General features: G+C 72.3%; 16 protein-coding genes and 2 pseudogenes. 6 read left to right on the top strand and 12 right to left on the bottom strand.

Annotated features, from left to right (window positions below):
- Positions 1-35 precede the first annotated feature (35 nt).
- From ACZ7OO_RS22920 to ACZ7OO_RS22910, 3 genes are all read left to right on the top strand, one after another.
- Positions 36-1,457 (top strand): glycosyltransferase family 4 protein, encoded by a 1,422-nt coding sequence (locus ACZ7OO_RS22920; protein WP_471507061.1) that lies wholly within the window; start codon positions 36-38, stop codon positions 1,455-1,457.
- Positions 1,458-1,536: 79 nt separating this feature from the next.
- Positions 1,537-2,859 carry a nucleotide sugar dehydrogenase gene (locus ACZ7OO_RS22915; protein WP_471507059.1) on the top strand — a complete coding sequence of 441 codons (1,323 nt, stop codon included), beginning with the start codon at positions 1,537-1,539 and terminating at the stop codon, positions 2,857-2,859.
- 75 nt (positions 2,860-2,934) lie between these two features.
- Positions 2,935-4,149 (top strand): glycosyltransferase, encoded by a 1,215-nt coding sequence (locus ACZ7OO_RS22910; protein WP_471507057.1) that lies wholly within the window; start codon positions 2,935-2,937, stop codon positions 4,147-4,149.
- On the opposite strand, the pseudogene ACZ7OO_RS22905 reads toward ACZ7OO_RS22910, so the two are convergent.
- The 3 genes and pseudogenes from ACZ7OO_RS22905 to ACZ7OO_RS22895 all read right to left on the bottom strand — a co-directional run.
- Positions 4,148-4,366, bottom strand: a pseudogene (locus ACZ7OO_RS22905) (VOC family protein); the annotation flags it as partial. The gene ACZ7OO_RS22910 and the pseudogene ACZ7OO_RS22905 sit on opposite strands and share 2 nt — an antisense overlap.
- Positions 4,367-4,432: 66 nt before the next feature.
- Complete coding sequence (locus tag ACZ7OO_RS22900; protein ID WP_471507055.1) at positions 4,433-4,843, bottom strand: VOC family protein; 411 nt, start codon at positions 4,841-4,843, stop codon at positions 4,433-4,435.
- A gap of 101 nt (positions 4,844-4,944) precedes the next feature.
- A complete protein-coding gene (locus ACZ7OO_RS22895) occupies positions 4,945-5,370 on the bottom strand; it encodes a PPOX class F420-dependent oxidoreductase (RefSeq protein WP_471507053.1) in 426 nt (141 codons plus the stop codon).
- Between the two features lie 208 nt (positions 5,371-5,578).
- On the opposite strand from ACZ7OO_RS22895, the gene ACZ7OO_RS22890 reads away from it, so the two are divergent.
- Positions 5,579-6,802, top strand: coding sequence for a serine hydrolase domain-containing protein (locus ACZ7OO_RS22890; protein ID WP_471507051.1), 1,224 nt, complete (start codon positions 5,579-5,581; stop codon positions 6,800-6,802).
- Between the two features lie 11 nt (positions 6,803-6,813).
- Here ACZ7OO_RS22890 and ACZ7OO_RS22885 read toward each other — a convergent pair whose 3' ends face one another.
- Together ACZ7OO_RS22885 and ribA are read right to left on the bottom strand one after the other, a co-directional pair.
- Complete coding sequence (locus ACZ7OO_RS22885) at positions 6,814-7,959, bottom strand: NAD(P)/FAD-dependent oxidoreductase (protein ID WP_471507049.1); 1,146 nt, start codon at positions 7,957-7,959, stop codon at positions 6,814-6,816.
- A 55-nt stretch (positions 7,960-8,014) separates the two neighbouring features.
- The gene (gene ribA, locus ACZ7OO_RS22880) at positions 8,015-8,674 is read right to left on the bottom strand and encodes a GTP cyclohydrolase II (RefSeq protein WP_471507047.1); all 660 of its coding nucleotides are present in this window, start codon (positions 8,672-8,674) and stop codon (positions 8,015-8,017) included.
- A gap of 38 nt (positions 8,675-8,712) precedes the next feature.
- Between ribA and ACZ7OO_RS22875 the strand changes: the two genes are divergently transcribed.
- A complete protein-coding gene (locus ACZ7OO_RS22875) occupies positions 8,713-9,471 on the top strand; it encodes a creatininase family protein (RefSeq protein WP_352222016.1) in 759 nt (252 codons plus the stop codon).
- A 101-nt stretch (positions 9,472-9,572) separates the two neighbouring features.
- On the opposite strand, the pseudogene ACZ7OO_RS22870 reads toward ACZ7OO_RS22875, so the two are convergent.
- The 5 genes and pseudogenes from ACZ7OO_RS22870 to ACZ7OO_RS22850 form a co-directional block, all read right to left on the bottom strand.
- Positions 9,573-10,451, bottom strand: a pseudogene (locus ACZ7OO_RS22870) (lysylphosphatidylglycerol synthase transmembrane domain-containing protein); the annotation flags it as partial.
- Positions 10,448-11,395 (bottom strand): class I SAM-dependent methyltransferase, encoded by a 948-nt coding sequence (locus ACZ7OO_RS22865; protein WP_471507044.1) that lies wholly within the window; start codon positions 11,393-11,395, stop codon positions 10,448-10,450. The gene ACZ7OO_RS22865 and the pseudogene ACZ7OO_RS22870, both read right to left, overlap by 4 nt.
- A gap of 92 nt (positions 11,396-11,487) precedes the next feature.
- On the bottom strand, positions 11,488-12,699 hold the full coding sequence (locus tag ACZ7OO_RS22860) for a glycosyltransferase family 4 protein (protein ID WP_471507042.1): 1,212 nt from the start codon (positions 12,697-12,699) through the stop codon (positions 11,488-11,490).
- Positions 12,696-13,094 carry a 6-pyruvoyl trahydropterin synthase family protein gene (locus ACZ7OO_RS22855; RefSeq protein WP_471507040.1) on the bottom strand — a complete coding sequence of 133 codons (399 nt, stop codon included), beginning with the start codon at positions 13,092-13,094 and terminating at the stop codon, positions 12,696-12,698. Before ACZ7OO_RS22855 ends, ACZ7OO_RS22860 begins: the two co-directional genes overlap by 4 nt.
- Before the next feature lie 150 nt (positions 13,095-13,244).
- On the bottom strand, positions 13,245-14,225 hold the full coding sequence (locus tag ACZ7OO_RS22850) for a zinc-dependent alcohol dehydrogenase (protein ID WP_471507038.1): 981 nt from the start codon (positions 14,223-14,225) through the stop codon (positions 13,245-13,247).
- 121 nt (positions 14,226-14,346) lie between these two features.
- Between ACZ7OO_RS22850 and ACZ7OO_RS22845 the strand changes: the two genes are divergently transcribed.
- A complete protein-coding gene (locus ACZ7OO_RS22845; protein WP_471507036.1) occupies positions 14,347-15,192 on the top strand; it encodes a CDP-alcohol phosphatidyltransferase family protein in 846 nt (281 codons plus the stop codon).
- Between the two features lie 58 nt (positions 15,193-15,250).
- Here the strand turns inward: ACZ7OO_RS22845 and ACZ7OO_RS22840 are convergent, their stop codons facing one another.
- The gene (locus tag ACZ7OO_RS22840; protein WP_471507034.1) at positions 15,251-15,973 is read right to left on the bottom strand and encodes a YcnI family protein; all 723 of its coding nucleotides are present in this window, start codon (positions 15,971-15,973) and stop codon (positions 15,251-15,253) included.
- A 42-nt stretch (positions 15,974-16,015) separates the two neighbouring features.
- Entirely contained in the window at positions 16,016-16,642 is a 627-nt protein-coding gene (locus ACZ7OO_RS22835) for a hypothetical protein (protein ID WP_471507032.1), read from the bottom strand.
- Positions 16,643-16,846 lie beyond the last annotated feature (204 nt).

The raw sequence follows: 16,846 nt of genomic DNA, 5'->3' as shown, positions 1-16,846 counted from the left end.
GGCACACGCCGCGTCGAATCCCCCGTGCACTCAGCTTGGCCGCATCCGTCGCATGGGGCGAGTTGCGGAACGATCCCGCGCGGGCCGCGTTGCTCGGCGTACGGCTGCTGCCGGGGCGGGTGCGGCGCGGGCTCGAGCCGGTCGAGCGACGGCTGGCCGCCCGGGCCGGCACGGCCGGCCCGACCGCCACGCCGTCCTCCGCCCGGGTGCCGGCCCCCGCCGGGCGGCCGGTGCGGCCCGAGCCCGGCCGGGTGCTCCACATGGTCACCAACGGGCTGCCGTTCAAACACGCCGGCTACACCGTGCGCACCCAGGCCCTCGCCGAGGCCCAGCGGGCCGCCGGGCTCGATCCGCACGTGGTGACCCGCGTCGGGTTCCCGGTGGCGCAGGGCGTCCTGGACGCCCGCCCGTTGCAGATCGTGAACGGGGTGCCGCAGCACCGGCTGCTGCCGCTGAACCTGCCGTACGGCCAGGGCCCGGTGCTGGCCCGCAACGCCGAGCTGGCAGGGCGCCTGGTGGAGCGGCTGCGGCCCGCCGTGCTGCACGCGGCCACCGACCACGGCAACGGGCGGGTGGCGCTGGCCCTGCGGGAGACCTACGGGCTGCCGGTGGTGTACGAGGTGCGCGGATTCCTGGAGGAGACCTGGCTGACCCAGGCGGCGGGCCGCACTCCGGACGACGGTACCTACCGTGCGCGGCGGGCCCTGGAGACGTACTGCATGCGCCAGGCCGATCTGGTACTGACGCTGGGCACGGCGATGAAGGCCGAGATCGTGTCCCGCGGGGTGCCCGAGGAGCGGGTCCTGATCGTGCCCAACGCGGTGGACGACTCCTTCCTCGCCCCGCCTCCGGACGGGGCGGAACTGCGCGCCCGGCTCGGCATCGCGGCGGACGACTATGTGGTCGGCACCGTCAGCAGCCTTACTCCACACGAGGGAATCGGCACATTGCTCCATGCGGGTGCCGAGCTGCGCCGCCGAGGGGTTCCGCTGCGGCTGCTGATCGTCGGCGACGGACCCGAGCGCGGGGCGCTCGAGGCGCTGGCCGGGCGGCTGGGACTCGGCAACGGAGTCGCCCTCTTCACCGGTCGCGTCCCGCACGACCAAGTGCGCTCCTACCACGCCGTTCTGGACGTTTTCGCGGTGCCGCGCACCGATGAACGGGTCTGCCGTCTGGTCACCCCGCTCAAGCCGGTCGAAGCGATGGCGAGCGGTCTTCCCGTGGCAGCCAGTGATCTCACAGCTCTACGAGAAGTGGTCGAATCCGAGGTGAACGGCCAGCTGATCCCGGCCGAATCCCCACATGCTTGGACAGAAGCTCTCGAAGTATTGCTCTACAGTCGAAACCGGCGGCATGAATGGGGAGCAGCCGCCCGCGCTCTGGTAGCGCGTGACCGCACCTGGAAAAGGGTCGCTGCCACGACCCGAGAGGCGTATCGCACTCTTGGATGTGTCTGAGGCCCCCTCGCCCGGAATCGCACCGTCCGGGCCCTTCGGATCCATACGGCGTCTGCCGTTGAGGGCGGAGTGAATCCCTATGCAGGTCGAAAAGGCCGTACCGCTCGGGGAATTGAGCGAATCGCTCGGGGACGCAGAACGGACCGACGGCTTCGAACTGGCCGTCATCGGGCTCGGTTACGTCGGGCTTCCGCTCGCGCGGGAGGCGTCGCTGGTCGGGCTGAGAGTGGCGGGACTCGACCTCGACCCACGGGTCGTGGAGGGCCTCAACGCCGGACACTCCCATGTGGACGACGTCTCCGACGACGACGTCGCCCGCATGCGGCAGGCCGGCTTCACCGCGTACTCGGACGACGCCTGTCTGGCCCGTGCGCAGACGATCGTGATCTGTGTGCCGACCCCGCTCAGCGAGGACGGCGGCCCCGATCTGGGCGCGGTGACCTCCGCCGCGCGGGCGGTGGCGGGCAGGCTGCGCCGCGGACGGCTCGTCGTCCTCGAATCGACGACCTATCCGGGCACCACCGAGGAGGTGGTGAAGCCGATCCTGGAGGAGTCGGGGCTGCGGGCCGGCGAGGACTTCGCGCTGGCGTTCTCGCCGGAGCGCATCGACCCCGGCAACACCACCCACGGGCTGCGCGAGACCCCGAAGGTGGTCGGCGGCTGCACCCCGGCGTGCGCGGCCCGGGCGGCCGCCTTCTACGGCAAGCTCGTCGACACCGTCGTACAGGCCAAGGGCACCCGGGAAGCCGAGATGGCCAAGCTCCTGGAGAACACCTACCGGCACGTCAACATCGCCCTCGTCAACGAACTGGCTATTCTGTGCCAGGAGTTGCGCGTCGACGTGTGGGACGCGATCCGCTGCGCCGGTACGAAACCGTTCGGCTTCCAGACCTTCCGGCCGAGCGCCGGCGTGGGCGGCCACTGCATCCCGATCGACCCCAACTACCTTTCGTACAAGGTGCGTTCGATCGGCTACGAGTTCCGGTTCGTGGAACTCGCCCGGGAGATCAACGCACACATGCCGGAGTACGTCGTCCGGCGCGCGCAGGATCTGCTCAACCACGAGGGCCGCGCCCTGCACGGCTCCCGGGTGCTGCTCCTCGGCGTCACCTACAAGCCGGACGTCGCCGACCAGCGCGAGTCGCCCGCGGTGCCGGTGGCCCGGCTGCTGCGGGACCGGGAGGCCGAGATCGCCTTCCACGATCCGTTCGTGCCCGCCTGGTTCGTGGACGGGGAGGCCGTGCCGCGCGTCACCGACGTCATGGCCGCCGTGCGCTCGCACGATCTGACGATCCTGCTCCAGGACCACTCCGCGTACGACCTCCCGGCCCTCGGCGACGAGGCCCGGCTGCTCTTCGACACCCGCGGGCGGATCTTCCGGCCCGGTGTCGAGGTGCTGTAGGCGACCTCTGTGGCAACTCCCCTTCCGCCGCCCGGAGTCCCAGGAATCCAGGCGGCGGAGTCGAAAGGCGCTCAGATGCGGATACTCGTCGTCACCGTCGTCCACCACCCCGAGGACGCGCGCATACTGCACCGGCAGATCACCGCGCTGCGGGAACGGGGGCACCACGTCGTGTACGCGGCGCCCTTCTCGGCCCGCGAGGTGCGGCCCCGCGCGGACCTCGAAGGCATCGACCTGCCCCGGGCGGCGGGCCGCACCCGCCGTGCGGCGGTGGGCGCGGCCCGCGCCCTGCTCGCCGAACGCGGGCACGAGGCGGACGTGATCCTCCTCCACGACCCGGAACTGCTCCTCGCCCTGCCCGGCACTTTGCGCCGCTGGCGGCGGTCCGGGGCCGCTCCGGTGGTCGTATGGGACGTCCACGAGGACACCGCCGCCGCGCTGGCCATGAAACGCTGGGTGCCCCGGCCGCTCCGGGCGCCGCTGCGGCTCGGCGTGCGGGCGGCCGAGCGGCTGGCGGAACGCCATCTGCGGCTGCTGCTCGCCGAGGACGCCTACCAGGAGCGGTTCCGCCGCACCCACCCGGTGGTGCCGAACTTCACGACGGCACCGGTGCGGGCACCCGAGCCGCCGGACAGCGAACGCGTCGTCTACGTCGGCCACCTGTCACGGGCGCGCGGCGCGCTGGATCTGATCGAGACCGCCCGGTACCTGGGGCCCGGCCTGCGCATCGAGGTGGCCGGCGCGGCCGAACCCGACGTCCGGGACGCGCTCGCGGCGGCCGACCGGGACGGCGTCCTGCGCTGGCACGGATTCCTGCCAAACGACCGCGCCCTCGCGCTGCTCCCCGGTGCCCTGGCCGGCCTCTCCCTCCTCCACGACCAGCCCAACTACCGCCACTCGCGGCCCACCAAGGTCGTCGAGTACATGGCGCACGGCGTCCCCGTCATCACCACACCCACCCCGCTGGCCGCCGACATGGTCGAGCGGCACGGCTGCGGTCTCGTCGTCCCGTACGAGGATCCGCGCGCGGCGGCGGAGGCGATACGACGGCTGAGCACCGACGCGATCCTGCGCCACACCGCGGCCCAGCGTGGCCGTGAGGCGGCCCTCACCCACTTCAACTGGCCTGACAAGGCTGCCGAGTTCACGCACTGTCTGGAGACCTGGGTGCGAGAGGAGGCCGGTGCTGGGCGCGCGGGTGGCGCGGTTCGTACAAGGCGACCTCGCCTCCGCCCGGCAACCGGAAACCCGTCACCCGGCCCCAGGCCGCGTCCTGGACGGGTCGGCTGAACTCCACGCCGTTCGCGGTGAGTTCGGCGGTCGTGGCATCGAGGTCGTCGCACATCAGCATCAGTTCGTGCGACGGTTCGCCGTCGGCCGGATGGCAGGCCACCTCGGCCGGCGGCAGCTCGAAGAGCAGCCAGCCGTGTCCCGCGTCGACGTGCGGCCAGCCCAGGACGTCCCGGAGGAAGGCGCGGTCCGCCTCGGCGTCGCGCGTGTAGATCACCACATGTGCCCCATTGATCACGCGCGGAGGCTAGCGACAGGCCGGGCGGACGGCAAGCACCCCCGGCTAAAGGTTGGACCAGCCGCGCTCGCAGAGCACGAGCCGGTACCCGTCCGGGTCCTCGATGGTGACGCCCCACCGGTTCCAGTACGGGTTCGGTGACGGCACCCGCTTACCGCCGTGCTCCTCCAGCCGGGCGACCAGGTCCTCCGGCACCGGACCGTCGACATAGACCACCAGCAGGTCCTCCTCGGTGGGCCGGGGCTCGACGGGCCGGGCGGCTTCGTGGACCAGCTCCAGATGCCAGCCGGCGTCCGGCCAGCCCAGCATCAGCAGGTCGTGGTCGCCGGGTTCCGGTCGGCCCTCGGCCCGCCACACCACGCCGAGCCCCAGCCCTCGCACCCAGAAGCGCTCGGCCGCGGCAAGATCCCGGGAGGGCCGGGCGACGCGGATGTGACTGCGACCGTTGACGGGCATGGTGACCCCTTCCTGAGCTGCCGTTCCCTGCCCAGCAGCCTAGGTATCCGGCCCGCGCCCGGCCATCGGCCGATCGCCCTGGATCAGAGGTCCTAGGTCCGTCAGGCCCGCGGAATGCCGTACGCCCGCTCCACGCGCAGCCGGAGCACCAGTCGGCGGTCGCGGACCATCGCGGCACGGTAGTCGTCCCAGTCGGGGTGCTCGCCCTGGACGTCACGGTAGAGGCGGACGAGTTCCTCGACGGTCTCGTCGTAGGGGTCCCGGGCGACCGGCGAGAGCTCGGCGGTACCCTCGGCGACCGTGTAGGCCCAGCGGTCGGGGCTGGTGACGTGGTACGAGGCACGCGGGTCACGGCGCAGGTTGCGGGTCTTGGCGCGATCGTCCGTGATCGAGACACGGACGGTCCGCTCCTCCGGGTAGTACGCGTGATTGACATTGGACAGCTGGGGGCGGCCGTCGCTCTTGAGGGTGACCAGCACCCCGTTGTGGCCTTCGGCGAGCAGCTTCAGAAGAGCGTCCTGGGTCATGTCTGGAACAACCCGGCCGGGCCCACCTCCCATTCCCGCCGGGTTCCTGGTCGTGCTCGGCGTGGCGGGTGTCTGTCCCTTACCCGGCGCCTCTTCTATAGCGTCCGTCACACCACATGCGGATGAGCGGGTCCGTTCCCCGCTTCCTGCGCGACGATGAGGTCCGAGGTCGGACCGCGCAGCGGGACGACACGACCGGAGGAGAGCGATGGCACAGCTGCGACAGGAAGTCGACCCCTGTGAGGTCGGGCTGGACGCGAAGGCGTTGGACCGCCTCGACCAGCATTTCGCCCACTACGTCGACGAAGGGCGCCTGCCCGGCTACCTGGTGGCCGTGGCGCGCGGCGGCCGGATCGCCCACCTCACCACGCAGGGCCACCGCGACCGCGCGGCCGGACTGCCGGTCGAACCGGACACCATCTGGCGGATGTACTCGATGACCAAGCCTGTCACCGCCGTGGCGATACTGCTGCTGGTGGAGGACGGCCTGCTGTCGCTGGACGACCCGGTCGGCCGCCTTCTGCCGGAGTTCGCCGAGCCCCGGGTGCACGTGAGCGGTTCGGGCGACGCCATGGTGACCCGGCCGGCCGACGGGCCGGTCCTCGTCCGGCATCTGCTCACCCACACCGCCGGGCTGACCTTCGCGTTCTACCACTCGCACCCCGTGGACGCCCGCTACCGCGAGGCCGGCCTGGAGTTCTCGGTGCCGGCGGGCGCGGACCTCGCCGAGACGATGGAGGTGTACGCGCGCATGCCCCTCCAGTTCGAGCCGGGCACGCAGTGGAACTACTCCGTCGGCTTCAACGTGCTCAGCCGGGTCGTCGAGGTGGTCTCCGGGCAGCGGCTGGACGAGTTCTTCGCGGACCGGATCTTCCGCCCGCTCGGCATGCCGGACGCGGGCCTGCACATCGTGCCCGAACAGGCCGACCGGCTCTCGGAGTTGTACGGCGAGACGGAGGGCGGCGGCATCGAGGCCATCCCCGGGCTGCCGTTGCGCGGCCGCCCCCGCTTCCTGTCCGGCAGTGGCGGCCTCGCGGCGACGGCGTACGACTACCACCGTTTCATGGAGATGCTGCGCCGGGGCGGCGAGCTGGACGGCGTCCGGCTGCTCTCCCCCGCCTCGGTCGCCCTGCTCTCCAGCAACCACCTGCCCGGCGGCGCCGACCTGCGGGCCTTCGGCGCCCCCGCCCACCAGGAGCCCGGCAACGACGGCCTCGGCTTCGGCCTGGGTGTGTCGGTGGTGATCGACCCCGCCCGCACCCTCTCGCCGAGCAGCCCCGGCACCTACGGCTGGACCGGCGCGGCCACCACCGCCTTCTGGGTCGACCCCACCCACGACCTGACGGTGCAGTTCCACACCCAGGTACGCCCGAAGACCCTGAAGGTCCTCCCGGAGCTGCGCCGGCTGGTCCACGAGACGATCCTGGACTAGGAGGTGTCCGGTCAGACCAGGTTGGTCTCCGGGCGGTGAGCGTCGGCCGCGAACCGGCCGGCGTCGAGTGGACGGACGTCGAGGAAGGGGGCGCGGCCCAGGTAGAGGTCGCGGATCACCTCGCCGACGGCCGGGCCCTGGAGGAAGCCGTGGCCGGAGAACCCGGTGGCGTACAGGAACCGGGAGACCGAAGTCGCCTCGCCGATCAGGGCGTTGTGGTCCGGGGTGTTCTCGTACAGGCCGGCCCAGCCGCCGGTGCGGCGCAGGTCGAGCAGTGCGGGCGCGCGCCTCTCCATGGCCGCGTACAGCCGCGGGATCCAGCGGTCGTGCGGGTCGGTGGCGAAGCCGGGCCGCTCGTCCGGGTCCGACATGCCGAGCAGCAGTCCCGGGCCCTCGGCGTGGAAGTACAGGCTGGTGCTGAAGTCGATGGTCATGGGAAGCGTCGGCGGCAGTGCCGGGACCGGTTCGGTGACCGCGATCTGGCGGCGCAGCGGCTGGACCGGTAAGTCCACGCCGGCCATCGCGCCGACCGCCCTCGACCAGGCCCCGGCCGCGCACACCACCGTGTCGGTGGCGATCCGGCCGAGGGTGGTGTGCACGGCGGTGAGGTGAGCGCCGTCCCGTTCGATGCCGGTGACCTCGGTGTGGCGCAGTACGCGGGCGCCGTGTGCGCGGGCGGCGGCCGCGTAGCCGTGCACGACGGACTCGGGTGTGCAGTGGCCGTCGTCCGGGGAGTACGCGGCGGCCAGCAGTCCGTCGGTGGCGATCAGCGGGGAGAGCCGGGCCGCCTCTTTCGGGGTGAGCATCCGGCTGGGCACGCCGAGGTGGTTCTGGAGCCGGACGCTCGCCTCGAAGGAGGCGACCTCCTCGGGGGTGGACAGGAGGAAGAGGTAGCCGACGCGGCGCAGCCCGATGTCGTAGCCGATCTCCTGCCCGAAGCGGGCGAAGGCGGCCAGGCTGCGCGCGCCCAGCTGGATGTTGAGCTCGTCGGAGAACTGGGCGCGCACCCCTCCGGCGGCCTTCGACGTGGATCCGGCGGCGAGTTCGTCCCGTTCGACGAGGACGACGTCACGGACGCCCGCGCTCGCCAGGTGGTAGGCGATGCTGGTGCCCATCACCCCGCCGCCGATGATCACGACCTGGGCCCGAGGATTCACGCGTGTGCCTCCTGTCGGTCTCCCCTGATCCTTCCCCGGGAGGCCACCCGGTACCTCAGGACCAGTGCGCCACGGCGTCCAGGTGGGGCAGCACGTGGTCGAGGCGCTCGCGCTTGGTCCGCAGATACGTGATGTTGTTCTCGCACGGCTCGATCAGCAGCGGGACCGTCTCGGCGACCTCGATGCCGTGGCGTACCAGGGACTCCCGTTTGCGGGGGTTGTTGGACATCAGGCGTACGGAACCGACCCCGAGGTCACGCAGGATGCCGGCGGCGACACCGTAGTCGCGGGCGTCGACGGGCAGGCCGAGGGCGAGGTTGGCCTCGACCGTGTCGAGGCCCTCCGCCTGGAGCGCCATCGCGCGCAGCTTGGCGAGCAGTCCGATGCCACGGCCCTCGTGTCCCCGCAAGTAGACGACGATGCCGCTGCCCTCGGCGACGACCGCGCGCAGGGCGGCGGCCAGTTGGTCGCCGCACTCGCAGTGCTGGGAGCCGAACGCGTCACCGGTCAGGCACTCCGAGTGCAGCCGGGTCAGCACCCGGTCGCTGTCGATGTCCCCGTGGACCAGGGCCACTTGTTCGTCACCGCGGTCGTGGTCCAGGTAGCCGATCGCCTGGAATTTCCCGTAGACGGTGGGCAGCGGTGCATTGACGACGCGTTCCACGCCCGAACGCCGTGGGGACTTCTTGCCGAGTACGCCGATGTTCTCTGTCATGATCTGATTCCTAAGAGGAGACGAAAGGCCGTGAAACGATGAATGGTTCGGGCGCGCGTACGGCGGCATACGGCTTGTTGCCGGCGGACACCACGGAAGAGGTACGGACCAGGGGGGCGGTCGTTTCAACTCAGGTCGCCGTCCTTCCCGTGGGGAGCTTCGAACAGCATGGTCCCTTCCTTCCGCTGGCGACGGACACGCTCGTCGCCTGTGCCGTCGCCCGGGAGATCGCCGCCGCGTTCCCGGTGCACCTCCTTCCGCCGGTGACGGTCTCCTGCTCGCACGAGCACGCGGCCTGGCCGGGGACCGTCAGCATCTCCTCGGTGACCCTGCACGCGGTGGTCCGGGACATCGCAGAATCGTTGCGCCGCTCGGGCGTGGAGGCGCTGGTCGTGGTCAACGGCCACGGCGGCAACTACGTGCTGGGCAACGTCGTCCAGGAGGCGTCCGCGCGCGGCGAGCGAATGGCGTTGTACCCGGCCGCGGAGGACTGGGAGACAGCGCTCGGGCGGGCCGGGGTGGAGACCTCGGCGCTCACCGACATGCACGCGGGAGAAATCGAGACCTCGATTCTGCTGCACGCTCATCCCGAATTGGTCCGCCCTGGTCACGAGTCCGCCGATTTCACCGCTGACGACCGCCGTCATCTCCTCACCCTGGGAATGTCCGCCTATACCGAGTCGGGCGTCATCGGCCGTCCCTCCCTGGGGTCGGCGGAAAAGGGGAAGGAACTCCTGGCGAGCCTCGCCGATTCCTTCGGCGCGGTTTTCGAACTGCTCACCTCGGAGCGGGAGTAGCGCAGCCCGGCGTACCAGCGGACGACCAGGACCACCAGCCCCGGCAGGGCCGCCACGAAGCTGAGGACGCCGTAGACGACGGCCGTGGCGAGCCCGCTGTCCGCGCCGAGGCCGGCCGCTGCGAACGCCCAGGCGGTGACGCCCTCCCGGGGGCCCCAGCCGCCGACGTTCAGCGGCAGGCCCATGGCGACCAGGGCGAGCACCGCGATCGGTGCCAGCGCTGCCACGGAGGCGGTGGAGCCGGCGACCCGCGCGGCCACCACGAACATTCCGACGTGTCCGGCGAGGATGACCGCCGAGGACAGTGCGACGCCCGGCCCGTTCCGCCGTGACAGCAGCGCCCGGTGAGTCTCGGCGAGCGTCGCGCGCAGGGCGCCGCCGCGCTTGCCCGGGGCCTTGTTCATCCGGACCGCGGCCACGACCGCGCAGGCGCCCACCAGGCCGGCCGCCACCAGCGGGGCGAAGCTGCGTACCTCGTCGCGGACCGGCGAGGGCAGGATCAGCAGCGCGCCCGCGCCGAACACCGTCAACGCGATCTGTCCCGCGGCCCGTTCGAGGACGACCGCGCGGACACCGCGCCCTATGTCGCCCTCGCTCTGCCCGTGCCTGACCGCCCGGTGAACGTCACCGAGCACCCCGCCGGGCAGGGCCGCGTTGAGGAACAGCGCACGGTAGTAGTCGCCGACGGCGGGCCCCAGCGGCAGCCGCAGGCCGAGGCTGCGGGCCACCAGCTGCCAGCGCCAGGCGCTCAGTACGGTCGTGACCACGCCGATCGCCAGGCCGACGGCCAGCGTCGGGGTGTCGATGCGGCGCAGTCCGTCGAGGAAGACGCCGGTGCCGAGCCGCCACAGCAGCACAGAGATGATGGCGACCCCGGCGAGGGTGCCCACGTGGGTGCGGACGGCGCGGAGGTTGACACGCCGGGCCACGGTCACCGGGGCGACGGGGGCGGTCTCGCGGACCAGGGTGGAGGTGGTCATGAGGTGCCTCCGGTCGGCCGGGCGAGCGCCAGCAGGTCGCTGTGGTGCAGGACGACCCGCAGTTCGCCGGCCGCGCAGGCGGTGAGCCGCTCGGCCAGGTAGGCCTCGGCGCGCTCGGCCAGTTCGGGGCGCTCCTCGACGGCCGCGCCGACCCAGCCGCGCAGCCACTGCTCGGTGAGCGCCTTCTCGTCGGGGCCGAGCCGCCAGGGGCTGGGGTGCACAATCACGGTGGCGCCCCGGTCGGCAAAGGCCTCGCAGGCGGCCGTGACCGCGTCCGGGCCGAGCATCCCGCCGCGCCGCTGGTGGGTGTTGAAGGCCTCCGTCAGCTCCGCGTCCAGCGGATGGGGCGTGCCGAACTCGACCCGTCCGGCCACCGACAGGGTGAGCAGGGCGGGGCAGCCGGCCCCGGCGCAGGCTGCGGCGAGTACGCCGACCTCCTCGCGGGTGAGGACGTCGAGGAGCGCGGACGCGGTCACCAGGGAGGCGCCGGTCAGCGCGTCAGGGGTGAGCCGGGCGACGTCACCACGGCGGGTCTCCACCGTGACCCGGCTTCCGTCGGCGGCCACGCGGGGCGAGGCGACGGCGGCGAAGTGGAGGAGGTAGGGGTCGCGGTCGTGCAGGATCCAGTGCTGGGCGCCGTCCAGGCGAGGCGCGAGCCAGCGGCCCATGGAGCCGGTGCCGCAGCCCAGGTCGTGCACGACCAGGCCGCCCGCCTTGCCGGGCAGGTTGGCCAGCCGGATCCGCAGCGGGTCCAGCAGGTCGTGCGACCGGGCGGCCGCGTCCGCGCTCTCCCGCAGCTCCAGCCACTCGGGTGCGTATCGCGGCGGCTCCTCGGGGCCGCCCTCGCGCAGGCGTACGGTGGCCCGCTCGCCCGGGCGCACGACGGGACCGGCCCCGGCGATCACCTCGGACCGGCCGGGCTCACGGGAGTCTGCGGCATCCATGTGCTCTCGTCCCACCCCTGCATCCGTAACATCCCCGGGCCCGGGCTGCGCGGGGATCGCGCCGACCGGAGTAGTGGTCGTCGTCTCGCTGGTCATGCCGCCCTCCGTGGTTCGTCGGGGAGCCTCAGCAGGACTCCGGCGAGGCTGCGGGCGGTGGTCGCCCAGCCGTCGAGCGCCGCCCGCCGCCCGCGCGCGGCGGCCTTCAGGCGACGGCGTACGTCCGCTTCGCCGAACCAGCCGCGCAGTTCGGCGGCGAGCGCGGCGGGGTCCTCCGGCGGCACGAGGATGCCGGGCACCCCGCCGTCGGGGGCGCGGCCGACCGCCTCGGGCAGCCCGCCGACGTCGGTGGCGAGCACCGGGATGCCCCGGGCGAGGGCCTCGGTGACCGCCATGCCGTAGGTCTCGGCGTACGAGGTGAGGACCATCAGGTCGGCGGCGGCGTAGCTGGCGTCGAGGTCGGCGCCGGAGCGGGGACCGGCGAGGTGCAGCCGGTCCGTCAGGCCGTGCTCGGCGATCAGCGAGCGCAGATGGGCGACGTACTCGGGGTCCTGGCCGAGGCCGCCCACACAGGTGCAGGTCCACGGCAGGTCCCGGACCGCGGAGAGGGCCTCGACCAGCCGGTGCTGGCCCTTGCGCGGGGTGACGGCGGCGACGCACAGCAGGTGCGAGACCCCGTCGGTGCCGCCGGCCAGCGGGGCGATGTCGGCGCCCGGGGCGGCGACATGGACCCGTTCGGGCGCCAGGCCGTGGTGCGAGATCAGCCGTCGTACCGCCCAGTCGCTGGTCGCCACCACGGCCGGTACGGCGCGCAGCACCGTGCGCTCCCGGGCGTCCAGGTCGGCGGCCACGGCCGGGTCGAGCCCGGTCTCGTCGCCGAGCGGCAGGTGTACCAGGACGGCGAGCCGCAGCCGTTCGGTCTCCGGTACGACGATCTCGGGGACACCGCACGCCACCAGGCCGTCCAGGAGGACGACCGCGCCATCAGGCATTTCCCGCAGGGTGCGGGCGAGGGTGTCCCGGGCGGCCGTGTCGGGTCGGGGCCAGGAGCCGGGCACGGCGTGCTGGGTGACCTGCCAGCCGAAGCCGGGCAGGTCCAGGCAGACCCGCCGGTCGTAGGCGTTGCCGCCGCTCGGGGTGGCCGGGTCGTCGACACCGCCCGGCATGACGAAGTGCACGATCCGCAGGGACATGGGGAGGATCCCGATGTTCGCCGGGGCGTTCTCGCCGACCGGTTCGGTGGTGACCGCGCGCTGCGCGGGTACATAGGTGAGGGCCGGTGCCCGGCCGATGGTCACGTCGGTCACAGGGCACGCTCGTAACTCGCCCAGGCGACATGCGACTCGTGCAGGGTGACGGTGAGTCCGGCCAGGCCCCTGGCTCCCTCGCCCAGGGCGCCCTTGTCGATCCGCTCGGCGAGCCGGTCGGCGATGACCTTGGCGAGGAACTCCGTGGAGGTGTTGATCCCGGCGAAGTCCGGCTCGTTGTCCAGGTTTCTGTAGTTCAGCTCGCTGACGACGGCGCCGAGTTCCTGGGTGGCAAGACCGATGTCGACGACGATGTTGTCGTCGTCCAGCTGTTCACGGCGGAAGGTGGCGTCCACCAGGAACGTGGCGCCGTGCAGTCGCTGCGCGGGCCCGAACACCTCGCCGCGGAAGCTGTGGGCGATCATGATGTGATCGCGGACGGTGATGCTGAACAACGGACGACCCTCCAGGTGCGGCGCGTCTGGTCCCCCGGCTGATCCCTGCCGGGGGATGCCCTTAATACGGTTCGTGGGTTCCCCGTGTTCAGTCCGCTCTCACTCTTTTCTCAGGTCAGGCGCTCTTGGCGGCCCTAATTGGGCGTTCCGTCAGCCGACGTCGGCGTAGCGGACCCGGTGGCAGAGCGCGGGGATCTCCCCGGAGGCGAGTTTCGGGAGCACCTCCGGCAGCTCTTCGAACGCGCTTTCCCCGGTGATGAGGGCGTCCAGCGCCGGATCGGCCAGCAGGTCGAGGGCCAGGGCGAGCCGGTCTGCGTAGGTGCGGCCTGCCCGGCGCGGGGAGACGGTGCCGACCTGGCTGCTGCGCACGGTGAGGCGGCGGGAGTGGAAGGCCTCGCCGAGCGGGAGGGCGATGCGCCGGTCGCCGTACCAGCTCAGTTCGAGGACCGTGCCCTCGGGGGCGAGGAGTTCCAGGGCTCGGGTGAGGCCCTGTTCGGTGGCGCTGGCGTGGACGACCAGGTCGCAGCCGTCGAGGGCCTCCTGTGGGGCCGCGAAGTCGACGCCCAGCGCCTCAGCCGTTTTCGCCCGGCCCGGATCGGCGTCGACCAGTTGGAGCCGTACGCCGGGGAAGCGGGCGAGGAGGGCGGCGACCGAGCAGCCGACCATGCCGCCGCCGATCACCGCGATCCGGTCGCCGACCAGGGGCGCGGCGTCCCAGAGGGCGTTCACGGCGGTCTCCACGGTGCCCGCGAGCACCGCACGCGCCGGTGGTACACGCTCCGGTACCACCGTCACCGCGGTCACCGGAACGACGTAACGCGTCTGATGCGGATACAGGCAGAACACCGTACGCCCGATCAGCTCAACGGGACCTGCCTCCACGACGCCGACGCTGAGGTAGCCGTACTTCACCGGCCCGGGGAACTCGCCCTCCTGGAACGGCGCCCGCATCACCGCGTGTTGGCTCTCCGGCACCCCGCCGCGGAACACCAGTGTCTCGGTGCCCCGGCTGACTCCGGAATACAGCGCGCGCACCAGAACCTCGTCCTCGGCGGGCTCCGTGAGGGTGACGTCACGCAGCTCTCCGTGGCCCGGAGAGCGGAGCCAGAACGCGCGGGCCGAGCGGTTCATCGGCATCCTCCTGAACGATCGGGAAGTTGTTCACGTACCGAGATGTGCACAGCGAGAAGTGCACAGGCCGCGCACAGTACGCGGCGTTGATCGACTCTGTCACTCGGCCGGAGGACGTGCGGTGGCCCTGAACAACACTTACGAAGCCAGGCTGGTCCAGCAGGAGACCGCTGTGGGAGCGGGCGTGCAGATCCTGTTGCTGACCCTGCTCGGATCGGCGATAGGCATGGGGCCGGCCGGATGGCTGACGGGGCTCGCGTTCGCGATAGCCACCTGGGCGGTGCTCTCCCGGGCCCTGCACCGGACCCGGCCGCGCACCTTCGGCCCGGCGAACCGGGTCACCCTCGGCCGCGCGATCCTGGTCGGCGGTGTGACGGCGCTGGTCGCCGACTCCTTCGAGAGCTCCCCGCCGGTCTCGCTCCTGGTCGGTCTGACCGCCGTCGCCCTCATCCTCGACGGCGTGGACGGCAAGGTGGCCCGCCACACGGGTACGTCGACCGCGCTGGGCGCGCGCTTCGACATGGAGGTCGACGCGTTCCTGATCCTGGTGCTGAGCGTGTACGTCTCGACGCAGCTGGGTCCGTGGGTGCTGCTGATCGGCGCGATGCGCTACGCGTTCGTCGCGGCGGCGAAGGTCGCGCCCTGGCTGAATGCCCCGCTGCCGCCGTCGATGGCCCGCAAGACCGTCGCCGCGATGCAGGGCATCTGCCTGCTCCTGGCGGGCGCGGACCTGCTGCCCTACCTGGCCAGCCTGGGCGTGGTGCTGCTGGCGCTCGGCTCGCTGCTGTGGTCGTTCGGGCGCGATGTGGTGTGGCTGTGGCGGAACTCTCGGGCGGTGGCAGCGCCGACGGTGGCGGTGGTCGCGGAGAAGGAACGGCCGGCTGAGGTGCGGCTGACGGTGCGCGCGGAGGCACGGGTGGAGGTACGCGCGCAGGAGCTGGAGATGCTGGAACTGGCGGTTCGATGAACTGACCGAGCACGGCAGGGGCCCGGACCGGGGGATGGTCCGGGCCCCTGCCGTTCGCCTACGACCGTGCGCCCCGTGTCCGTACGAAGGCGAACGCGGCTGCCGCCAGGCCCAGTGCGCCGACGATCAGGCCCGCGATGCCGAGGCCCCGCGCGGTGGAGTCGCTTGCGTCGCCCGACGCGGTCGTCGTCGCCTTGGCGCTGCTCTTCGTCGCCGGTGCGGCCGAGGCCGGGGCCTGGTCACTCGCCGTCAGCTTGAGCGTCGGCGCCGGGCTCTCCGGCTCCGCGCCGCCGCTCGCGGCCTCCTCGATCCAGCGGACGACCTTGCCGTCCGAGTAGGTCTGAAGGGCCTTGAAGGTCAGCTGGTCGGTGTCCTCCGGCAGCTGGCCGAAGGCGACGTTGAAGTCCTCGTACTGTCCGGCCCCGATCTTCCCGCCGGTCCAGGTGATCTCGGAGGCGGCCTCGGTGATGGTGCCGTCGTCGGTCTTCACGGGCGTCTTGAGCTTGGTGGTGGTCACCTTGGCGGTCCAGCCGTCCTGGGGGCTGACGAGGACGCCCAGGACCGGGTGGTCGGTGGGCAGGTAGACCTGGACCTTGGTGGTGGAGGAGTTGTTCTCCTCGTTGGGAACACGGAAGGTCAGGACGCCGTCGGTGGCGCCCTTCGCGTAGCTCTCGGGGTGGACGGTGACATGCGCGGAGGCGGCACCGGCGGCGACGAGGACCGCAGCGGCGGTGAGCGCGGTGACGGTGCCGGCGCGGCGCAGGGCGGAGTTGGCAGACATGGGTGAGTGGATCTCCGTACGAGTGAAGTCTGTTGGAGGGCCTTACGGGTGTTGGACGGGGTACGGGATCGCAGCAGGGGGGCCGCGTCGGCTCACCGCGTGCCGTAGCGCGAGCAGTCGGCGGGGGCGTACCGGATCGGCCGGGGTGGGCAGCGGGCCGGCGGCCGGGGTGGGCAGCGGGGCGTCACGCCACCAGGCCGCGAGACCGGGCACGAGGGCAGCCGTGCGGCGCAGCAGCGACCACAGGGCGGCCTCGCCGCACCGCAGCCACCAGGAGGCCACCAAGGCGGCGGCGACATGGGCCAGGGTGGCGTGCGCGGTCATGGCGTGCGGGTGCTGCGCCATGCCGGCCATGGAGATGTGAGACATGTGAGACATGTGACCCATGGCCGTGGCGGGCGTCGGTGCGGATGCCCCCGCGCGTGCCGCGTCGAAGCCGAAGTGCAGACCGGCCTGGGTGAGAAGCGTGCCGGCGCCGATCTCCGGGAGTCCGCGCTCACGTCCCGCGAGGACGCGCCCCAGGCCGAACACGGCGGCGAAGCCGGCCGCGTCGGCCCACAGCGGCGGCATCTCCCCCATGGCCAGTGCGTGGCCGGCGGCAGCCAGGAGCACGCACACCGCGGCGAACACCGCGGCACGCAGGCTCCGTACCGCCGGTGACGCACTCATGGTGAGTGATCCTCCCACGGTCGGGTAGTACGCGAGACGCGGACGGACCGTTCAGTCGCGGACGAATGCGGGGGGTGGTGTCCTCTTTCGGCCGCGGCAGCGTCGAGCGCTCCGACAGGGACGCGGGGACCTGCGCGACCAGCCACGGCAAGCCCGCGGTCGGCCACCGGCCCCCGGCCCCTCGCCCGCCTCCCCTCGGCAGCG

It is taken from the genome of Streptomyces sp. NPDC111744 (genome assembly GCF_055634995.1).
This window is presented reverse-complemented; position numbering and strand designations above follow the sequence as displayed.

What these genes read in the sequence shown, in the direction of transcription:
- ACZ7OO_RS22915 (WP_471507059.1), top strand. Translation starts at nt 1,537, where the DNA reads ATGCAGGTCGAAAAGGCCGTACCGCTCGGGGAATTGAGCGAATCGCTC.
- ACZ7OO_RS22910 (WP_471507057.1), top strand. Translation starts at nt 2,935, where the DNA reads ATGCGGATACTCGTCGTCACCGTCGTCCACCACCCCGAGGACGCGCGC.
- ACZ7OO_RS22900 (WP_471507055.1), bottom strand. Translation starts at nt 4,843, where the DNA reads ATGCCCGTCAACGGTCGCAGTCACATCCGCGTCGCCCGGCCCTCCCGG.
- ACZ7OO_RS22895 (WP_471507053.1), bottom strand. Translation starts at nt 5,370, where the DNA reads ATGACCCAGGACGCTCTTCTGAAGCTGCTCGCCGAAGGCCACAACGGG.
- ACZ7OO_RS22890 (WP_471507051.1), top strand. Translation starts at nt 5,579, where the DNA reads ATGGCACAGCTGCGACAGGAAGTCGACCCCTGTGAGGTCGGGCTGGAC.
- ribA (WP_471507047.1), bottom strand. Translation starts at nt 8,674, where the DNA reads ATGACAGAGAACATCGGCGTACTCGGCAAGAAGTCCCCACGGCGTTCG.
- ACZ7OO_RS22875 (WP_352222016.1), top strand. Translation starts at nt 8,713, where the DNA reads ATGAATGGTTCGGGCGCGCGTACGGCGGCATACGGCTTGTTGCCGGCG.
- ACZ7OO_RS22865 (WP_471507044.1), bottom strand. Translation starts at nt 11,395, where the DNA reads ATGGATGCCGCAGACTCCCGTGAGCCCGGCCGGTCCGAGGTGATCGCC.
- ACZ7OO_RS22850 (WP_471507038.1), bottom strand. Translation starts at nt 14,225, where the DNA reads ATGAACCGCTCGGCCCGCGCGTTCTGGCTCCGCTCTCCGGGCCACGGA.
- ACZ7OO_RS22840 (WP_471507034.1), bottom strand. Translation starts at nt 15,973, where the DNA reads ATGTCTGCCAACTCCGCCCTGCGCCGCGCCGGCACCGTCACCGCGCTC.
- ACZ7OO_RS22835 (WP_471507032.1), bottom strand. Translation starts at nt 16,642, where the DNA reads ATGAGTGCGTCACCGGCGGTACGGAGCCTGCGTGCCGCGGTGTTCGCC.